This window comes from Aquitalea denitrificans, assembly GCF_009856625.1.
Taxonomy (GTDB): Bacteria; Pseudomonadota; Gammaproteobacteria; order Burkholderiales; family Chromobacteriaceae; genus Aquitalea; species Aquitalea denitrificans.
On the sequence record NZ_CP047241.1, the window covers coordinates 2,379,460 to 2,394,078 of the forward strand.

Annotated in this window: 13 protein-coding genes and 1 pseudogene; 2 read left to right on the top strand and 12 right to left on the bottom strand. The window is 59.5% G+C overall.

The genetic code is table 11. From position 1 onward, the window contains the following. Positions 1 to 23: 23 nt before the first annotated feature. From GSR16_RS10780 to GSR16_RS10830, 12 genes and pseudogenes are all read right to left on the bottom strand, one after another. On the bottom strand, positions 24 to 569 hold the full coding sequence (locus GSR16_RS10780) for a rhodanese-like domain-containing protein (RefSeq protein ID WP_159877251.1): 546 nt from the start codon (positions 567 to 569) through the stop codon (positions 24 to 26). A gap of 272 nt (positions 570 to 841) precedes the next feature. Then, positions 842 to 1,630 (bottom strand): MetQ/NlpA family ABC transporter substrate-binding protein, encoded by a 789-nt coding sequence (locus tag GSR16_RS10785; RefSeq protein WP_159877253.1) that lies wholly within the window; start codon positions 1,628 to 1,630, stop codon positions 842 to 844. 107 nt (positions 1,631 to 1,737) lie between these two features. Then, positions 1,738 to 2,415: a methionine ABC transporter permease gene (locus tag GSR16_RS10790; RefSeq protein WP_045844950.1), complete on the bottom strand. Its 678-nt coding sequence runs from the start codon at positions 2,413 to 2,415 to the stop codon at positions 1,738 to 1,740. Next, complete coding sequence (locus GSR16_RS21530) at positions 2,412 to 2,669, bottom strand: NIL domain-containing protein (protein WP_476726929.1); 258 nt, start codon at positions 2,667 to 2,669, stop codon at positions 2,412 to 2,414. The genes GSR16_RS10790 and GSR16_RS21530 overlap by 4 nt, the downstream gene beginning before the upstream one ends. A gap of 24 nt (positions 2,670 to 2,693) precedes the next feature. Next, positions 2,694 to 3,425 (bottom strand): annotated as a pseudogene (locus GSR16_RS10795) (methionine ABC transporter ATP-binding protein); the annotation flags it as partial. A gap of 225 nt (positions 3,426 to 3,650) precedes the next feature. Then, positions 3,651 to 3,869 carry a TOBE domain-containing protein gene (locus GSR16_RS10800; protein ID WP_045844948.1) on the bottom strand — a complete coding sequence of 73 codons (219 nt, stop codon included), beginning with the start codon at positions 3,867 to 3,869 and terminating at the stop codon, positions 3,651 to 3,653. A gap of 21 nt (positions 3,870 to 3,890) precedes the next feature. Beyond that, complete coding sequence (locus GSR16_RS10805; RefSeq protein ID WP_159877257.1) at positions 3,891 to 4,685, bottom strand: ATP-binding cassette domain-containing protein; 795 nt, start codon at positions 4,683 to 4,685, stop codon at positions 3,891 to 3,893. Positions 4,686 to 4,692: 7 nt separating this feature from the next. Beyond that, entirely contained in the window at positions 4,693 to 5,484 is a 792-nt protein-coding gene (gene ssuC, locus GSR16_RS10810; RefSeq protein ID WP_205677409.1) for an aliphatic sulfonate ABC transporter permease SsuC, read from the bottom strand. Positions 5,485 to 5,495: 11 nt separating this feature from the next. Further along, complete coding sequence (gene ssuD, locus GSR16_RS10815; RefSeq protein WP_205677410.1) at positions 5,496 to 6,635, bottom strand: FMNH2-dependent alkanesulfonate monooxygenase; 1,140 nt, start codon at positions 6,633 to 6,635, stop codon at positions 5,496 to 5,498. 32 nt (positions 6,636 to 6,667) lie between these two features. Further along, positions 6,668 to 7,603, bottom strand: a complete 936-nt coding sequence (locus GSR16_RS10820) for a sulfonate ABC transporter substrate-binding protein (protein ID WP_159877260.1) — start codon at positions 7,601 to 7,603, stop codon at positions 6,668 to 6,670. A gap of 14 nt (positions 7,604 to 7,617) precedes the next feature. Beyond that, entirely contained in the window at positions 7,618 to 8,208 is a 591-nt protein-coding gene (ssuE, locus tag GSR16_RS10825; RefSeq protein ID WP_159877262.1) for an NADPH-dependent FMN reductase, read from the bottom strand. Positions 8,209 to 8,446: 238 nt separating this feature from the next. Then, complete coding sequence (locus GSR16_RS10830; protein ID WP_159877264.1) at positions 8,447 to 9,844, bottom strand: amino acid permease; 1,398 nt, start codon at positions 9,842 to 9,844, stop codon at positions 8,447 to 8,449. A 543-nt stretch (positions 9,845 to 10,387) separates the two neighbouring features. Between GSR16_RS10830 and GSR16_RS10835 the strand changes: the two genes are divergently transcribed. Both GSR16_RS10835 and GSR16_RS10840 read left to right on the top strand, forming a co-directional pair. Then, complete coding sequence (locus GSR16_RS10835; RefSeq protein WP_159877266.1) at positions 10,388 to 12,169, top strand: PAS domain S-box protein; 1,782 nt, start codon at positions 10,388 to 10,390, stop codon at positions 12,167 to 12,169. Positions 12,170 to 12,173: 4 nt separating this feature from the next. Further along, positions 12,174 to 14,606, top strand: coding sequence for a two-component system response regulator (locus GSR16_RS10840; RefSeq protein ID WP_159877268.1), 2,433 nt, complete (start codon positions 12,174 to 12,176; stop codon positions 14,604 to 14,606). Positions 14,607 to 14,619: the final 13 nt, after the last annotated feature.

The window sequence follows — 14,619 nt, forward strand, 5'->3', positions numbered from 1 at the left end:
GTCACTCGGGCCGGAGCCGGGTTTCAGTCCTGCTGCCAAGGCAGGTTCCAGTAGCGCCAGCCGCCCACATCGCCGCGCTGGTTTTGGCTGTCCAGATCGCCTTCAAACCCTTCCAGCACGTTGTACACCTGGGTAAAGCCGGCCTTGGCGGCTGCCTCGGCCGCGGCAGCGGAACGCTTGCCACTGCGGCACAGCAGCACCACGATGCTGTCCTTGCCACCGGTCTTGTTTTCCAACTCGCGCAGGAAGCGCGGATTCTTGATCAGCGCCGTGCCGGTCTGCCAGGCCACATGCAGCGAGCCAGGCACCTGGCCGACGAATTTGCGCTCTTCGGCGGTACGCACATCCACCAGCGTGGCCACACCGGCATCCACCAGCGACCAGGCTTCCAGCGGATACAGTGCGCCGGTATAGGCAAGGCCGCTGTCTGCGGCACGCAGGCGGGCGATTTCCAGCAGCTCTTCGCTGGCACTGACTGCGTCGGTGGCACTGAGGTGATGGCCGCTAGGTCGGGCCTGGTTGGTATTCGGGGTGGTGCTGGAGGTGGTGTTGGTCTGCAGTTGCGTCATATTGGTCTCCCTGGCTGATGCCATCTGGCTTGCAGACCAATATACGCGGCAGCGTGCCGCTGACTAAGCAAGAAAAACTGCAGTGATTATGAAGAAAATAGATAACCATGCCGTTCTTATGGAATTTTCTGGCATAGCAAAATGAATACGCTTATCAACAGCTTGTGTGTACTTAAAAAAGCATCAGAAAGCGTAATAGAAAGCCGTGCAAATACAAAACGGGATGGCGTTTGCCATCCCGTTTTCAGTCAGCAGTGCGTATCAAGTCCGGATCAGAACGCCGGAATCACCGCGCCCTGGTACTTGGTTTCGATGAACTTCTTGGCTTCCGGGCTGTTCAGCGCAGCAGCCAGTTTCTTGATGGCGGCGCTGTTCTTGTTGTCGGCACGGGCCACCAGCAGGTTGGCATACGGCGAGGTGGTTTCGGTAAACAGCGCATCACGCTTCGGGTTCAGCTTGGCTTCCAGCGCGTAGTTGGCGTTGATCAGCGCAACATCCACCTGGTTCAGCACGCGCGGCAGGGTAGCGGCTTCCAGTTCCTTGATCTTGATGTTCTTCGGGTTGGACACGATGTCCTTGGTGGTCGGGTAGATGTTCTTGCGGTCCTTCAGCTTGATCACACCGCCCTGATCCAGCAGCAGCAGTGCGCGGCCGGCATTGGTCGGGTCATTCGGGATGGCCACGGTAGCGCCCTGCGGCAGGTCAGCCACTTTCTTGTACTTGCTGGAATAAGCGGCAAACGGCTCGATGTGTACCGGCTTGGAAGCCACCACCAGATGGGTGCCACGGTCCTTGTTGAACTTGTCCAGATACGGAATGTGCTGGAAGAAGTTGGCATCCAGCTGCTTTTCTTCTACCTGGGTGTTGGGCAACACGTAGTCGTTGAACACCTTTACTTGCAGATCCACGCCCTGCTTGGCCAGGGTGGGCTTCAGGGCTTCGAGGATTTCAGCATGCGGCACCGGCGAGGCAGCCACGGTCAGCTTTACATTTTCGGCGTGGACGGCCAGGGCGGCCACGCTCAGGCTCAGGGCAGCAAACAGCTTGGAAACGCGTTTCATCGTTTTTTTCTCCAGATCAATGGGCAAAGGGGCTCCATACAGCCGGTCAAGTCCGGCTGTACAGGAATTCACAACAAAGGGAATTCAGTAATGTGCTGGCGGCTGAATCAGCCGAAGCGACAGCGGCGCACCAGGGCGTCGCCTGCGGTTTGCAGGGCTTGTACCAGCACCAGCAGCAGGGCCACGGTGACGATCATCACCTCGGTCTGGAAGCGCTGATAGCCGTAGCGGATGGCCAGATCGCCCAGACCGCCGCCGCCGATCACCCCGGACATGGCGGTGTAACCCACCAGCGCCACGGCGGTAACGGTAGCCGCGCCGATCAGACCGGGCATGGCCTCGGGCAGCAGTACCTTGAACACGATCTGCGGCAGCTTGGCACCCATGGACTGGCTGGCTTCAATCACGCCGCGGTCGATTTCGCGCAGCACGTTTTCCACCAGGCGGCCAAAGAAGGGAATGGCCCCCACCACCAGCGGCACGATGGCACCGGCCACGCCGATGGAAGTACCCACCAGCAACAGGGTGAGCGGAATCAGCACGATCAGCAAAATGACAAACGGCAGTGAGCGCAGCACGTTCACCAGGAAAGACAGTACCGCATACAGGCGCGGGCGGGCACGCAGCTGGCCCGGTGCGCTGATGTACAGCAGCACGCCCAGCGGCAGGCCGAATACGATGGTAAACAGCAGGGACACGCCCAGCATGGTCAGGGTATCCAGCGTGGCGGTGCCGATTTCCGGCCAGTCCACCGTCAACAACAGGCTTGGGTCGAATCCGCTCATGCCAGCACCTCGCAACGTACACCCTCGCGGGCAAAAATCTCCGGCAAGGCCGGCAGTTCCACATCAGACGCCACCACGCCCACCAGCAGCTGGCCGCAAGGCGTGTCACGGATTTCGCTCAAGGTCCCGCTGAGCAGGTTGACGCGCAGGCCGGTTTCGCGGCCCACCTTGTCCAGCACCGGGCTGAGCGTGGGCTCGCCGACAAAGGTGAGCTTGAGCAGCGGCACGCCAATGCGCGCGCGCCAGGCCTCCACCCGCTCGCCCTGACCAAAACCGGTTTCGGCCAGCAGGCTGCGGGTGACGGCATGCTGCGGCTGCAGGAACACGTCCAGCACATTGCCCTTTTCCACCACCTTGCCGTGATCCATCACCGATACGTGATCGCACAATTGGCGAATAACGCGCATGTCGTGGGTAATCAGCACGATGGTGAGATTGAGCTGGCGGTTGATGTCGGCCAGCAGGGCCAGAATGGAATCGGTGGTTTCCGGGTCCAGCGCCGAAGTAGCTTCGTCACACAGCAGCAGGTCCGGGTGATTGGCCAGTGCACGGGCAATGCCCACGCGTTGCTTTTGCCCGCCGGACAATTGCGACGGACGCTTTTCCTTGTGATCGGCCAGGCCCACCAGTTGCAGCAGCTCATCCACGCGGGCATCCATTTGTGCCGGGGTCAAGCCACCTGCCAGCTCCAGCGGGAAGCGCACATTGCCGCCCACGGTGCGCGAACGCAGCAGATTGAAATGCTGGAACACCATGCCGATGCGCTGGCGACGTTGTTGCAGCGCAGCTTCCGGCAGCGCGGTGAGTTCCTGCTCACCCAGCGTCACCGTGCCACTATCCGGACGTTCCAACAGGTTGAGACAACGAATCAGGGTACTTTTACCGGCCCCCGAGCGACCGATGATGCCGTAGATTTCACCGGCGGCCACTTGCAGGCTGACATCGTCCAGCGCGGCGATGCGGCGGCCTTCATGGCTGAAATGCTTGCTGAGATTGCGTACTTCTATCATACCGTCTGCGTTCTATCCCCTGCCCTGATCAGGCAGAAAGCGGGTGAGCGACGGGGGATAACCCGTCAGGAGTGGCAAGTCTAGCGATAGTTGCTGCAAACCAAAAATAATAAAAATTTTGTTGTATATCGTTTTGAAGAATATTGGATACAGAAGACTGCACCCCTCCACCGCCGCTTGCCAGCCGCACCCGCGCGACCTGCAAGCGGCAGTCGTCACCGGCGCTCAAGCCAGCGTGGCGATGGATACTTCAGTGGATTTGACGAAGGCCACCACCGGCGAGCCCACTTTCAGTTGCAATTCGCGCACCGAACGGGTGGTGATCACCGAGGTGACAATGCCGGAGGCGGTTTCCACATCCACTTCGGACAACACCGGCCCTTCGATGATTTCCTTGATCACGCCCTTGAACTGATTACGCACGTTAATGGATTGAATGCTCATGATTTTTCCTTGGTGATGGGTTTACAAGGCCCAGTGCAGCTGCGAAAAATGCAGCGACGCGAGCGGTATTTCATTGATTAAGGGTGCATTGAAGGAAGGCCCTTGCAGCACGCGTTGCAGGATGTGCTGTTCCAGTGCCACAAAGCGGCTATCGGCCGGGTTGCGGCTGCGTGGCAGCTCCACCGGTAAATCCAGCGCCACCCGGCCCTCTTCCAGCAAGACCACGCGGTCGGCCAGCGTCACCGCCTCGCTGACATCGTGCGTCACCAGCACCGTGGTGCAGCCATGCTGCTGCCACAAGCGCTCGATCAGGCTCTGCATTTCCAGCCGGGTGAGTGCATCCAGCGCGCCCAGCGGTTCGTCCAGCAATAGCAGCGAGGGCTGATGCACCAGCGCCCGCGCCAGGGCCACCCGCTGGCGCTGACCGCCGGACAGCCGGGCCGGCCATTCCTGCGCCCGGTCCCCCAGCCCTACTTCGGCCAGAGCCTGTTCGGCTTCACCACGACGGCTGGCCGGCAAACCCAGCGCCACATTGTCCAGCACGCTTTTCCACGGCAGCAGGCGGGCTTCCTGAAACATCACCCGCACGCTTTGCCCGGCCGGCTGTTGCAGCAAACCGCCGTCGGCCTGATCCAGCCCGGCCAGCAGGCGCAGCAAGGTGCTTTTGCCGCAACCGGAACGGCCGACAATGGCCAGGAACTGACCTTGCGGGATGTGCAGGTCCAGCGCATCCAGCACCACGCGCTCGCCAAAGCGCCGGATAAGGCCCTGTAGCAAAATGGGGCTGCCGGTTTTGAGATCATCCAGTTTCATCATGTTCTCCTCAGGCAGCCTTGAAATAGGACGGATGCCAGCGCAGCCAGCGTTTTTCCAATGCGCGGGCGGCCACATCCACCACCTTGCCCAGCGCGGCATACAGCAGGATGGACAGCACCACGATGTCGGTTTGCAGGAATTCGCGCGCATTGGCCGCCAGATAGCCGATGCCGCTGGTGGCAGACAGGGTTTCCGCCACGATCAGGATGATCCAGGCAATGCCCAGCGCGTAGCGGATGCCCACCAGAATCGACGGCAAGGCTCCCGGCAACACCACCTGGCGGAACAGCGCATTGCCACTGAGACCATAGCTGCGCGCCATTTCCAGCAACTGCGGGTCCAGCGAGCGGATGCCGTGATAAGTGTTGAGGTAGACCGGAAACAGTACGGCAAAGGCCACCAGAAACACCTTGGCTGATTCGTCGATGCCGAACCACAGGATCACCAGCGGCAGGATGGCCAGCGGCGGGATATTGCGCAGCATCTGCAAGGTGGTATCAAACAGCGCCTCGCCCAGACGCGACACCCCGGTAAGCAGGCCCAGCAACAGGCCAAGCCCGGCACCGATGACAAAACCGGCGGCCACCCGGCCAAAACTGACGGCCAGATGACGGAACAGGTCGCCACTGATCAGCAATTGCCAGAAGGCCACCAGCACTTCGGTGGGTGCGGGCAATACCCGGTGATTCAGCCAGCCGGCCACCGAGGCCAGTTGCCAGAACAGCAGTAACAGGATGGGCAGCAGCCAGGGCAGCAGGCGCTGCCACAGGCCTTGCGCCAATGCATGTGAACGTGACATGGCCATGCTCCTCAGGAAGCCGCCGCCTGGCGGATTTCATTGGGCAATAGTTGGTTGGCCATCACCTCGCCTGCCGGTTGCTGGCCAATGCTGGCCTTGAGACGGTCCGGCAGATGCGGGAACAGCAGCTCGGCCACGCGGTAGGCTTCGTCCAGATGCGGGTAACCGGAGAACACGAAGGTTTCGATGCCCAGCTCGGCGTATTCCTGCATGCGGCGCGCCACGGTGGGGCCATCACCCACCAGCGCCGTGCCTGCGCCGCCGCGCACCAGACCGATGCCGGCCCACAGATTGGGCGCGATTTCCAGCTTGTCGCGGCTGCCGCCATGCAGCGCAGCCATGCGGCGCTGGCCTTCCGAGTCGGCCCGCGCCAGGGTTTTCTGCGCATTGGCGATGGTGGCGTCATCCAGCCGGCTGATCAGCCGCTCGGCTGCGGCCCAGGCTTCTGCATTGGTTTCACGCACGATGATGTGCAGACGGATGCCAAAGCGCACCGTGCGGCCCAGTTTTGCGGCCCGCGCCCGCACATCGGCAATCTTCTTGGCCACTTCCGCTGGCGGCTCGCCCCAGCTGAGGTAGACATCCACATGCTCGGCCGCCAGATCATGCGCGGCATCGGAAGAGCCACCGAAATACAGCGGCGGATAAGGCTTGCTGACTGGCGGATACAGCAGCTGGGCGTCGCTCACCTTGATGTGCTTGCCATCCAGATTCACCTTGTCACCGGCCAGCACACCCTTCCAGATATGCAGGAATTCGCTGGCGGCTTCGTAGCGCTCGTCGTGACTGAGCCAGCTGCCATCACCGGCCAGTTCCACCGGGTCGCCCCCGGCCACCACATTCACCAGCAGGCGGCCTTGCGACAGGCGGTCAAAGCTGGAGGCCATGCGCGCGGCCACCGTGGGCGACATGATGCCGGGGCGGACCGCCACCAGGAATTTCAGCTTGCGCGTGGCCGGAATCAGCGTGGCGGCGGTGACCCACGGGTCTTCGCATGAACGGCCAGTGGGAATCAGCGCACCATCAAAGCCCAGGCTGTCTGCCGCACGGGCAATCTGGGTGAGGTAGTCCAGGTCCACCGTGCGTGCCCCTTCCGGGCTGCCCAGGTAACGACCATCACCATGGGTGGGGAAAAACCAGAAAATCTGCATGTCTATTATTCCTGTCTTGTTCTTGTCGGGACTCAGGGTTTCCACACCGCGTCCTGCACCTTGATGGCCTTGGGAATCAGGCCCAGTGCGTGGAAGGTATCGGCCACTTGCTGTTGCTGCTGGATGGTTTTGGCGTTGACATAGCTGACGCTGTAGTCCGGATGACGGCTGAGCATGGCGGCATAGGTTTCCGCTTCCAGCCCGGTGTAGCCGGACAGGGTTTTGGCCACTTGCTGCACATTGCCGCGCAGTTGTTTGTTGTTGTCTGTCAGCGCCTTGAACACGATGGCAATCACCTTGGGGTTGGCCTGGGCAAAGTCGCGCGCGGCCAGATAGAAGGTGTTGTTGGCGCTCAGGCCCTTGCCACTGGACAGCACGCGCACACCACCGGCGCGGGTGGCCGCGGCGTAGTACGGGTCCCAGATGCTCCAGGCATCCACGCTGCCGCGCTCGAAGGCGGCGCGGGCTTCAGACGGCGTCAGGTACACCGGCTGGATATCGCTGTATTGCAGGCCGGCTTTTTTCAGTGCCGCCACCGTCAGGTAGTGCGCGCTGGAGCCCTTGGTAAAGGCCACGCGCTTGCCCTTGAGATCGGCCAGCTTCTTGATGGGTGAACCGGCCGGCAGCAGGATGGCGGAGGATTCCGGCTTGGAAGGCTCCTGGCCGATATACACGATATTGGCCCCGGCAGCCTGGGCGAATACCGGTGGGGAATCACCGGTCATGCCGATGCTGACACTACCGGCATTCATGGCTTCCAGAATCGGTGGGCCAGCCTGGAACTCATACCATTTGACCGTCACACCCAGCGGGGCCAGCTGCTTCTCCAGCGTGCCTTGCGCCTTGAGTGACACCAGATTGATGGCGCTTTTCTGATAGCTAACATTCAGGTCCAGCGCCTGGACCGCCAGCGACCAGCCGGCCAGCACGGCCAGGCCCAGTGTTTTTTTCAGGATTGATGCAGTCATGATGATGTCCGGATTTACAGGCTGATCAGCCGGGAAATGAAATCGTTGGCATAGCGCGGCGCATGCGGGGCCGGGGCGTTCACCCCCAGCAGGGCGGCAAACTCATGCACGGCGGTTTGCAGGCGCTGTTCCAGCTCCTCGGCCAGTTCGGCCTCGCCATTGGCATTGGCGCCGATTTGCGACTCCACCGCATACACGCCCTGATGGATGGCGCTGGCCTTGAGCGCCGCCAGTACCGGCTTGATGGAGTAATCCACCGCCAGCAAATGGCCGGGGCTGCCGCCGCTGACCAGTGGCAATACCGGCTTGCCGGCCAGGCCGCCTTCGGGAATCAGGTCCAGCAGCACCTTGAGCGCACCGGCATAGGCCGCCTTGTACACCGGGGTAGCAATGATCAGGCCGCTGGCTGCGCTGACCCGCTGCTGGAATTCCTGGATTTGCGGATGGGAAAACTGGCCATGCAATAGTGCATCGGCCGGAAAGTCGTGAATGCTGATGGTTTGCAGCTCGATATCCAGTGCGGCCAGCGCAACACGGCTGCGATCAATCAGGCGCGCAGTACGCGAGGTTTTACTGGGGCTGCCGAGAATGGCGAGAACGGTCATGGGTGGGTTTTCCGCAGTGCGTCATGGCAATGGACTGCACCTTAGCAGAGCCCCCGTTATATCCATAAGCAAGAAAAAATGATCTTGTTATCAAGAAAAATGCTTATGGGAAAAACTGCTTTTCATCGGTATAAAACTGGCCAAGCCCAGCCACTTGGTGGACAGGCACAAAAAAGGGTGCCCCAAACAGGGCACCCTTGTGGCTTGTACCGGCTACCGCATCAGGCCGGTCGCATGATCAGTCGCGCTCCACCGCAGCCAGTGCCGGCTGGTGATGGCGACCCAGATTGAACATCTTGTACACCACGGAAACCGCCAGCAGCAGGCCGGTACCGACAAACAGCGAAACGCGGGTATCCGGATTCACCAGCATGCCAAACAGCACGCACACCAGGAAGGCAATGGTCAGCCAGTTGGTGAAGGGGAACAGGATGGACTTGAAGGGATGGCTGGCCATCTTGTCGCTGTGCGCCAGACGGAAACGGGCCTGACACACCAGCACCACAAACCAGGGCACCATGCCCGGCAGCACGCTGGCGCTGTATACATACACAAACACCCGTTCCGGATTCGGAATGATGTAGTTGAGCGCCGAACCCAGCGCGATGCAGGCAATGGTCACCCAGATGGCATTGACCGGCACACCACCCTTGGACACCTTGGCCAGGAAGGACGGCAGTTGCTTGTTCTGCGCCAGGGTATACAGCATGCGGCCGCAGCTATAGATGCCGCTATTGCAGCCGGACAGCGCCGCGGTCAGCACCACGAAGTTGATGACGCCAGCTGCTGCTGCAATGCCCACCTTGGCAAAGGTCAGCACAAAGGGGCTGCCTGTGCTGCCAATCTGGTTCCACGGATAGATGGCAACGATGACAAAGATGGCACCAACATAGAAAATCAGGATGCGCCAGATGATGTTGTTGATGGCACGCTTGAGAGTAACCTGCGGGTTCTTGGCTTCACCGGCGGTAATGCCCACCAGTTCCACACCCTGATAAGCAGCCACCACCAGACACAGGGCAAACAAGAAGCCCTGCCAGCCACCGGCAAAGAAGCCGCTGTGCGCGGTAAGGTTGGCAAAGCCCACCGCCGGCATGTCGGCACCGCCCACCAGGATCAGCTTGAGGCCAACCAGAATCATCACCACGATGGTGGAAATCTTGATCAGGCCGAACCAGAACTCGAATTCACCGTACAGGCGTACCGCCAGCAAGTTGGAGGCAGCCAGAATGGCGACAAAGGCAATGGCCGGCACCCACTGCGGCATGGTGGGGAACCAGTACTGCACATATACCCCGGCCGCGGTAATCTCGGAAATACCCACGGCAATCCACATCAGCCAGTAAGCCCAGGCCGTGAGATAGCCCCAGTAGGGACTGAGGTATTTATAGGCGTAATGGGCAAACGAACCGGCTACCGGTTCGGTATGCAGCATTTCACCCATGGTACGCATGATGAAGAAAATAAAGACCCCGGCAATGGCATACGCCAGCAATACCGAAGGCCCCGTCCATTTCAGCGTGCTGGCCGAGCCCATGAACAGACCGACACCGATTGTCCCGCCCAGGGCAATCAGTTCGATATGTCGTGCCTCAAGCCCGCGCTGCAGCTTTTTGTCACCTTGATTTTCTGACACGATTTATTTCCCGTTGGTTTCACATGTTTATAGCGACAATCAAATACTGGCTCATATTCTGCCAAGGCCATCATTGATCATCTTTGATCTGACTACGTATCCATGCTAACCACTTCAATGCAAGCACGCAATGAAATGCAGGTCATTGAAAACAATGGAAAACAACCCATTCGGAAATCCGAACACCAATAATATTGATTATTCGCAAAACCGAATGATTACACATTTCAATTTTTGATAATTGGCAATTTTTATTCAAAAAAAGTCGCAAAACAATAAGAACAATTCACGCCACAAAATAAAAATTTTCAGTCCGACTATTTGATCTGACAACTGGATTGCAAGAAACAGGAATTTACATCGCGCCACCGCAAGACTGGTCCCACTCCTTGCCAGCCCGGCTGACCGCCATGCGTCAGGCAATGCGCCACCCCGTCTCCCGGGTGAAATTGCGCAAACAAACCAGACAATACTTTCAATACGCATTTTCATTACCCATAATGGGTATTCAGTCGTCCCCTCATGACAAGGTGGAACAGGCGTATGGAAAAACTGCTCGCAGACCTGCTGCAAACCTCCCCCATCGGCATTGCCGTACTGGACAGCGAGCTGCGTTACACCCATATCAACCATCAGTTGGCCAACTCCAATGGCCTGCCGCCCGAAGCGCACATCGGTCGCACTCCGCGTGACGTGCTACCAGAAGTCGGCCCCGGGCTGGAAGCCATCATGCACAAGGTAATGGCCAGTGGCGTGCCCGAGTGCAATTTCGAGGCCAGTGCCGAGATTCCACCTGGTTCCGGCTGCTTTACCCACTGGAATGCCAGCTACCACCCGCGCATTGACAAGCAGGGACAGTCCTGCGGGATTATCGCCATGGTGGAGGATGTCTCGCTGAAAAAGCAGGCCGAGCAGGCCATCCGCGCCAGCAGCGAACGCATACGCAAGGTACTGGACGCCCTGTTTACCTTTGTGGGTGTGCTGGGTATCGACGGCATCTTGCTGGAAGCCAACCGTGCCCCGCTGGAGCAGGCCGGGCTGGAGCTGTCCCAGGTACAGGGCAAGCCGTTCTGGGAGTGCTACTGGTGGAACCACGATCCTGCCATTCAGCAAGAGCTGCAACAGGCCATCACCAGTGCAGCCAGTGGCCAGACCGTGCGCTACGACGTAGTTGTGCGCATGAAGAACGACAGCCGCATGACCATAGACTTCATGCTCAGGCCCTTGTGGGACGGCGATGGCCACATCAGCAACCTGATTGCCTCCGGCATCGACATTACCGCGCGCAAGCAGAACGAGCTGGCCTTGCAGATCAGCGAAACCTATTTCCGCGAAGTGGTGGAATCCACCCCGGACGGCCTGATGATGGTGGACCAGCACGGCGTCATCCGTCTGATCAACACCCGCATGGAGCAGCTGTTTGGCTACAGCCGGCGCGAACTGGTAGGCGAAAAGCTGGACCATCTGCTGCCAGAAGGTTTTCGCAGCCAGCATGGCAGCTATGTCACCGGCTTCTTCCGCCAGCCGGAAGCCCGTGGCATGGCCAATCGCAAGCCCTTGTTTGCCCAGCACCGCAACGGCACGCAGTTCCCCTGTGAAATCGGCCTCAACCCACTGCAAGTAGGTGGCGAACTGCTTACCCTGGCCTGTATTTCCGATGTATCCGAGCGCTATTACGCCAAGCTGGATCTGGAAAAGGCCCTGCAGGAAAAAACCGTGCTGCTAGGCGAAGTACACCACCGGGTGAAGAACAATCTGCAAGTGATATCCAGCCTGCTAAACCTGCAGGCCAGAACCGCCACACCGGAAGTGAACAAAGCCTTGCTGGACAGCCAGAACCACGTGCGCTCGATGGCGCTGATCCACCAGCTGCTGTACGAGCGCAATGATTTCTCGCGCATTCCGATGTCGGTTTACATAGAAAGGCTGACCCACCTGCTGCGCGATGTCAGCACCGGCTATGGCAATCATATTGTCTTCGTGTTCGAACGGAATGGGCCGGAAGCTTTTCTGGAGCTACACAACAGTATTCCTTTCGGACTGATCCTGAATGAAATCGTGGTCAATGCCTGCAAGCATGCGTTTGTACCAGGCCAACCGGGCAAGGTGGAAATCCTGCTGGATTCAACCGAGCAAGTTCAACTGCTGATCCGCGACAACGGCAAAGGCTGCCCCGATGGCGTGCAGCTGGGCAGTACGTCCACGCTGGGCTTCCAACTGCTGCCCATGCTGACCGAACAGCTCAGGGCCACACTGACGCTGGACACGGCACCGGGCCAGGGTTGCTGCTTCACCCTGACCATTCCAGACCTTATCCGGGAGTAGATTCATGGCCAACCGTATCCAGATCGTCGAAGACGAGCGCATCGTCGCACTGGATCTGAAAATCGCGCTGCAAAGCCTGGGCTTCGACGTGGTGGCCAGTTGCGCCAGCGGTGAGGAAGCCATTGCCGCTGCTGGCAAGCTCCGGCCAGATCTCATCCTGATGGACATCCACCTTGAAGGCGGCATGCCCGGAACCGAAGCCGCACTCATCATCCGCCAGACGCTGGATATCCCGGTGGTTTACCTGACGGCCTTTGCCGAAGAAAACATCCTGCAACAGGCCGAGAAAAGCGCACCCTACGGCTATCTGCTCAAACCGTTCGAACTGCGCGAACTGAATGCCACCATCCGCATGGCGCTGGCCTGCCGCACTGCCGAGGTGGAAGTCCACAAACAGCAAAAACTGCTGATGCTGGCGGTGGAAACTGCCCAGCTGGGCATCTGGGAATGGGACCAGCAGCAATCGACATTCACCGGCCAGGGCTATTTTGGCAAGATCACCGGCCTGGACATGACCCCGCGTCAGGAGGCGGTCCCGCCTTTTCTGCGCCTGCTGGAACTGGCAGACCAGAGCCGCTTGAACCAGTTGCTGAAAGACCGTGGCCGGGTGGACATGATCACCACCATCACCCCGGACGATGGCGACGCGGTATGGGTAGAGATGTCGGTACAGGAATACGAACCGCAATGGCAGGAGAGCGCCAAGCAGATCGGCGTATTGCGTGACATCACCGAGCGCATCAAGTCCGAGCAATTGCTGCAGCAAGCTGGCGCGGTGTTCCAGTCCACCGCCGAGGGCATTGTGGTGATAGACAACGACAGGCTGGTGAAATCGGCCAACCCGGCGTTCCTGCGCATGACAGGCTATTCGCTGATGGAAATCCTGGGACAGGATATCGACGAACTGCTGCACGTAAAAAAACACACACCCGAGTTCTACAGCCAGCTCAAACAGCTGGGCGATGTGGGCTGGCATGGCGAGCTGATGTGCCAACGCAAGAACGGCGAGCACTTTCCCGCCTGGGAACACATCTGCCTGGTGTCCTACGACATGGACCTGCCCGCGCACTATATCATCGGCTGCACTGATGTCAGCTCCATCAAGAAAGCCGAAATCGAACTCAACCGCATGGCCTTTCATGATGCGCTGACCGACCTTGGCAACCGCTACCTGCTGAATGAGCAACTGGCCATAGAACTGCAGCGCGCAGAAACCAGCAGCACGCAGATGGGGCTGGTCTTCATCGATCTGGACGGTTTCAAGCTGATCAACGACGGCATGGGCCATGCCATGGGCGACCAATTGCTGAAGGTGGTGGCACAGCGCATCCGCGAAACCATCCGCCGGGCCGACATTCCAGTGCGCTTCGGCGGTGACGAGTTCTTCATCATCTGTCCGCACAGCAGCGAGCAGGACTGCACTACCATGGCCGACCGCCTGCTGGAAAAACTGGAGCAGCCGATGCAGGCAGGCAAGGACAGCATTGTGGTGACCTGCAGCATCGGCATTGCCCTGTATCCGCAGCATGGCACCACCGCAGAAAAACTGCTGAGCGCTGCCGACAGCGCCATGTACCAGGCCAAGCAGGCCGGTAAGCGCCGCTATTGCACCTTCAACGAATCCATGGCCGAGAAAGTGCACGAGCGGCTGCGACTGGAGCAAAGGCTGCGCCATGCAGTGAAAACACGCAGCTTTACCCTGCACTACCAGCCGCTTATCCGGGTGGTGGACAGCGTGCTGATCGGCTTTGAAGCCCTGCTGCGCTGGCAGGATGAGGGACAGAACATTCCGCCGGACGTGTTCATTCCGGTGGCCGAAGAGTGCGGATTGATCCAGGAACTGGGCAGCTGGGTATTGCAACAGGCCTGTATCGAGGCCAGGCGCTGGAATGCCGATTACCACTACCCGCTCAAGGTAGCAGTCAATGTGTCGGTGATGCAGTTTATCGAGCCGGACTTCCGCCAGCGCGTGGCACGAGAGCTGGCCGACAGCGGCCTGGCCCCGCATCTGCTGGAACTGGAAATCACCGAAAGCGTGCTGCAATCGCTGGAAAACAGCAAACGCATCCTGAAAGACCTCAAACAGATCGGCGTATCCGTAGCCATTGATGACTTCGGCACCGGCTATTCATCCATGGCGGTGCTGAAGGACCTGGCCGTGGACCGGCTGAAGATAGACCGCTCCTTCATCTGCAACACGCCGGTACAAAGCCAGGACGCTGCCGTGTGCAAGGCCATCATCATGCTGGCCAAGAGCCTGATGCTGGGCATTACCGCAGAGGGGGTGGAGGAAATCGCGCAGGTGGAGTTTCTGCGCGAAAACGGCTGCGACACTTTCCAGGGCTATTACTACTCGCGCCCGCTGGATGCCGCCGCCATGGAGCAATACCTGCGCCACTACTTCAACAACGGCCCGGCAACAAGCGTCAGCCGCTGAAGCAGCGGCTGAC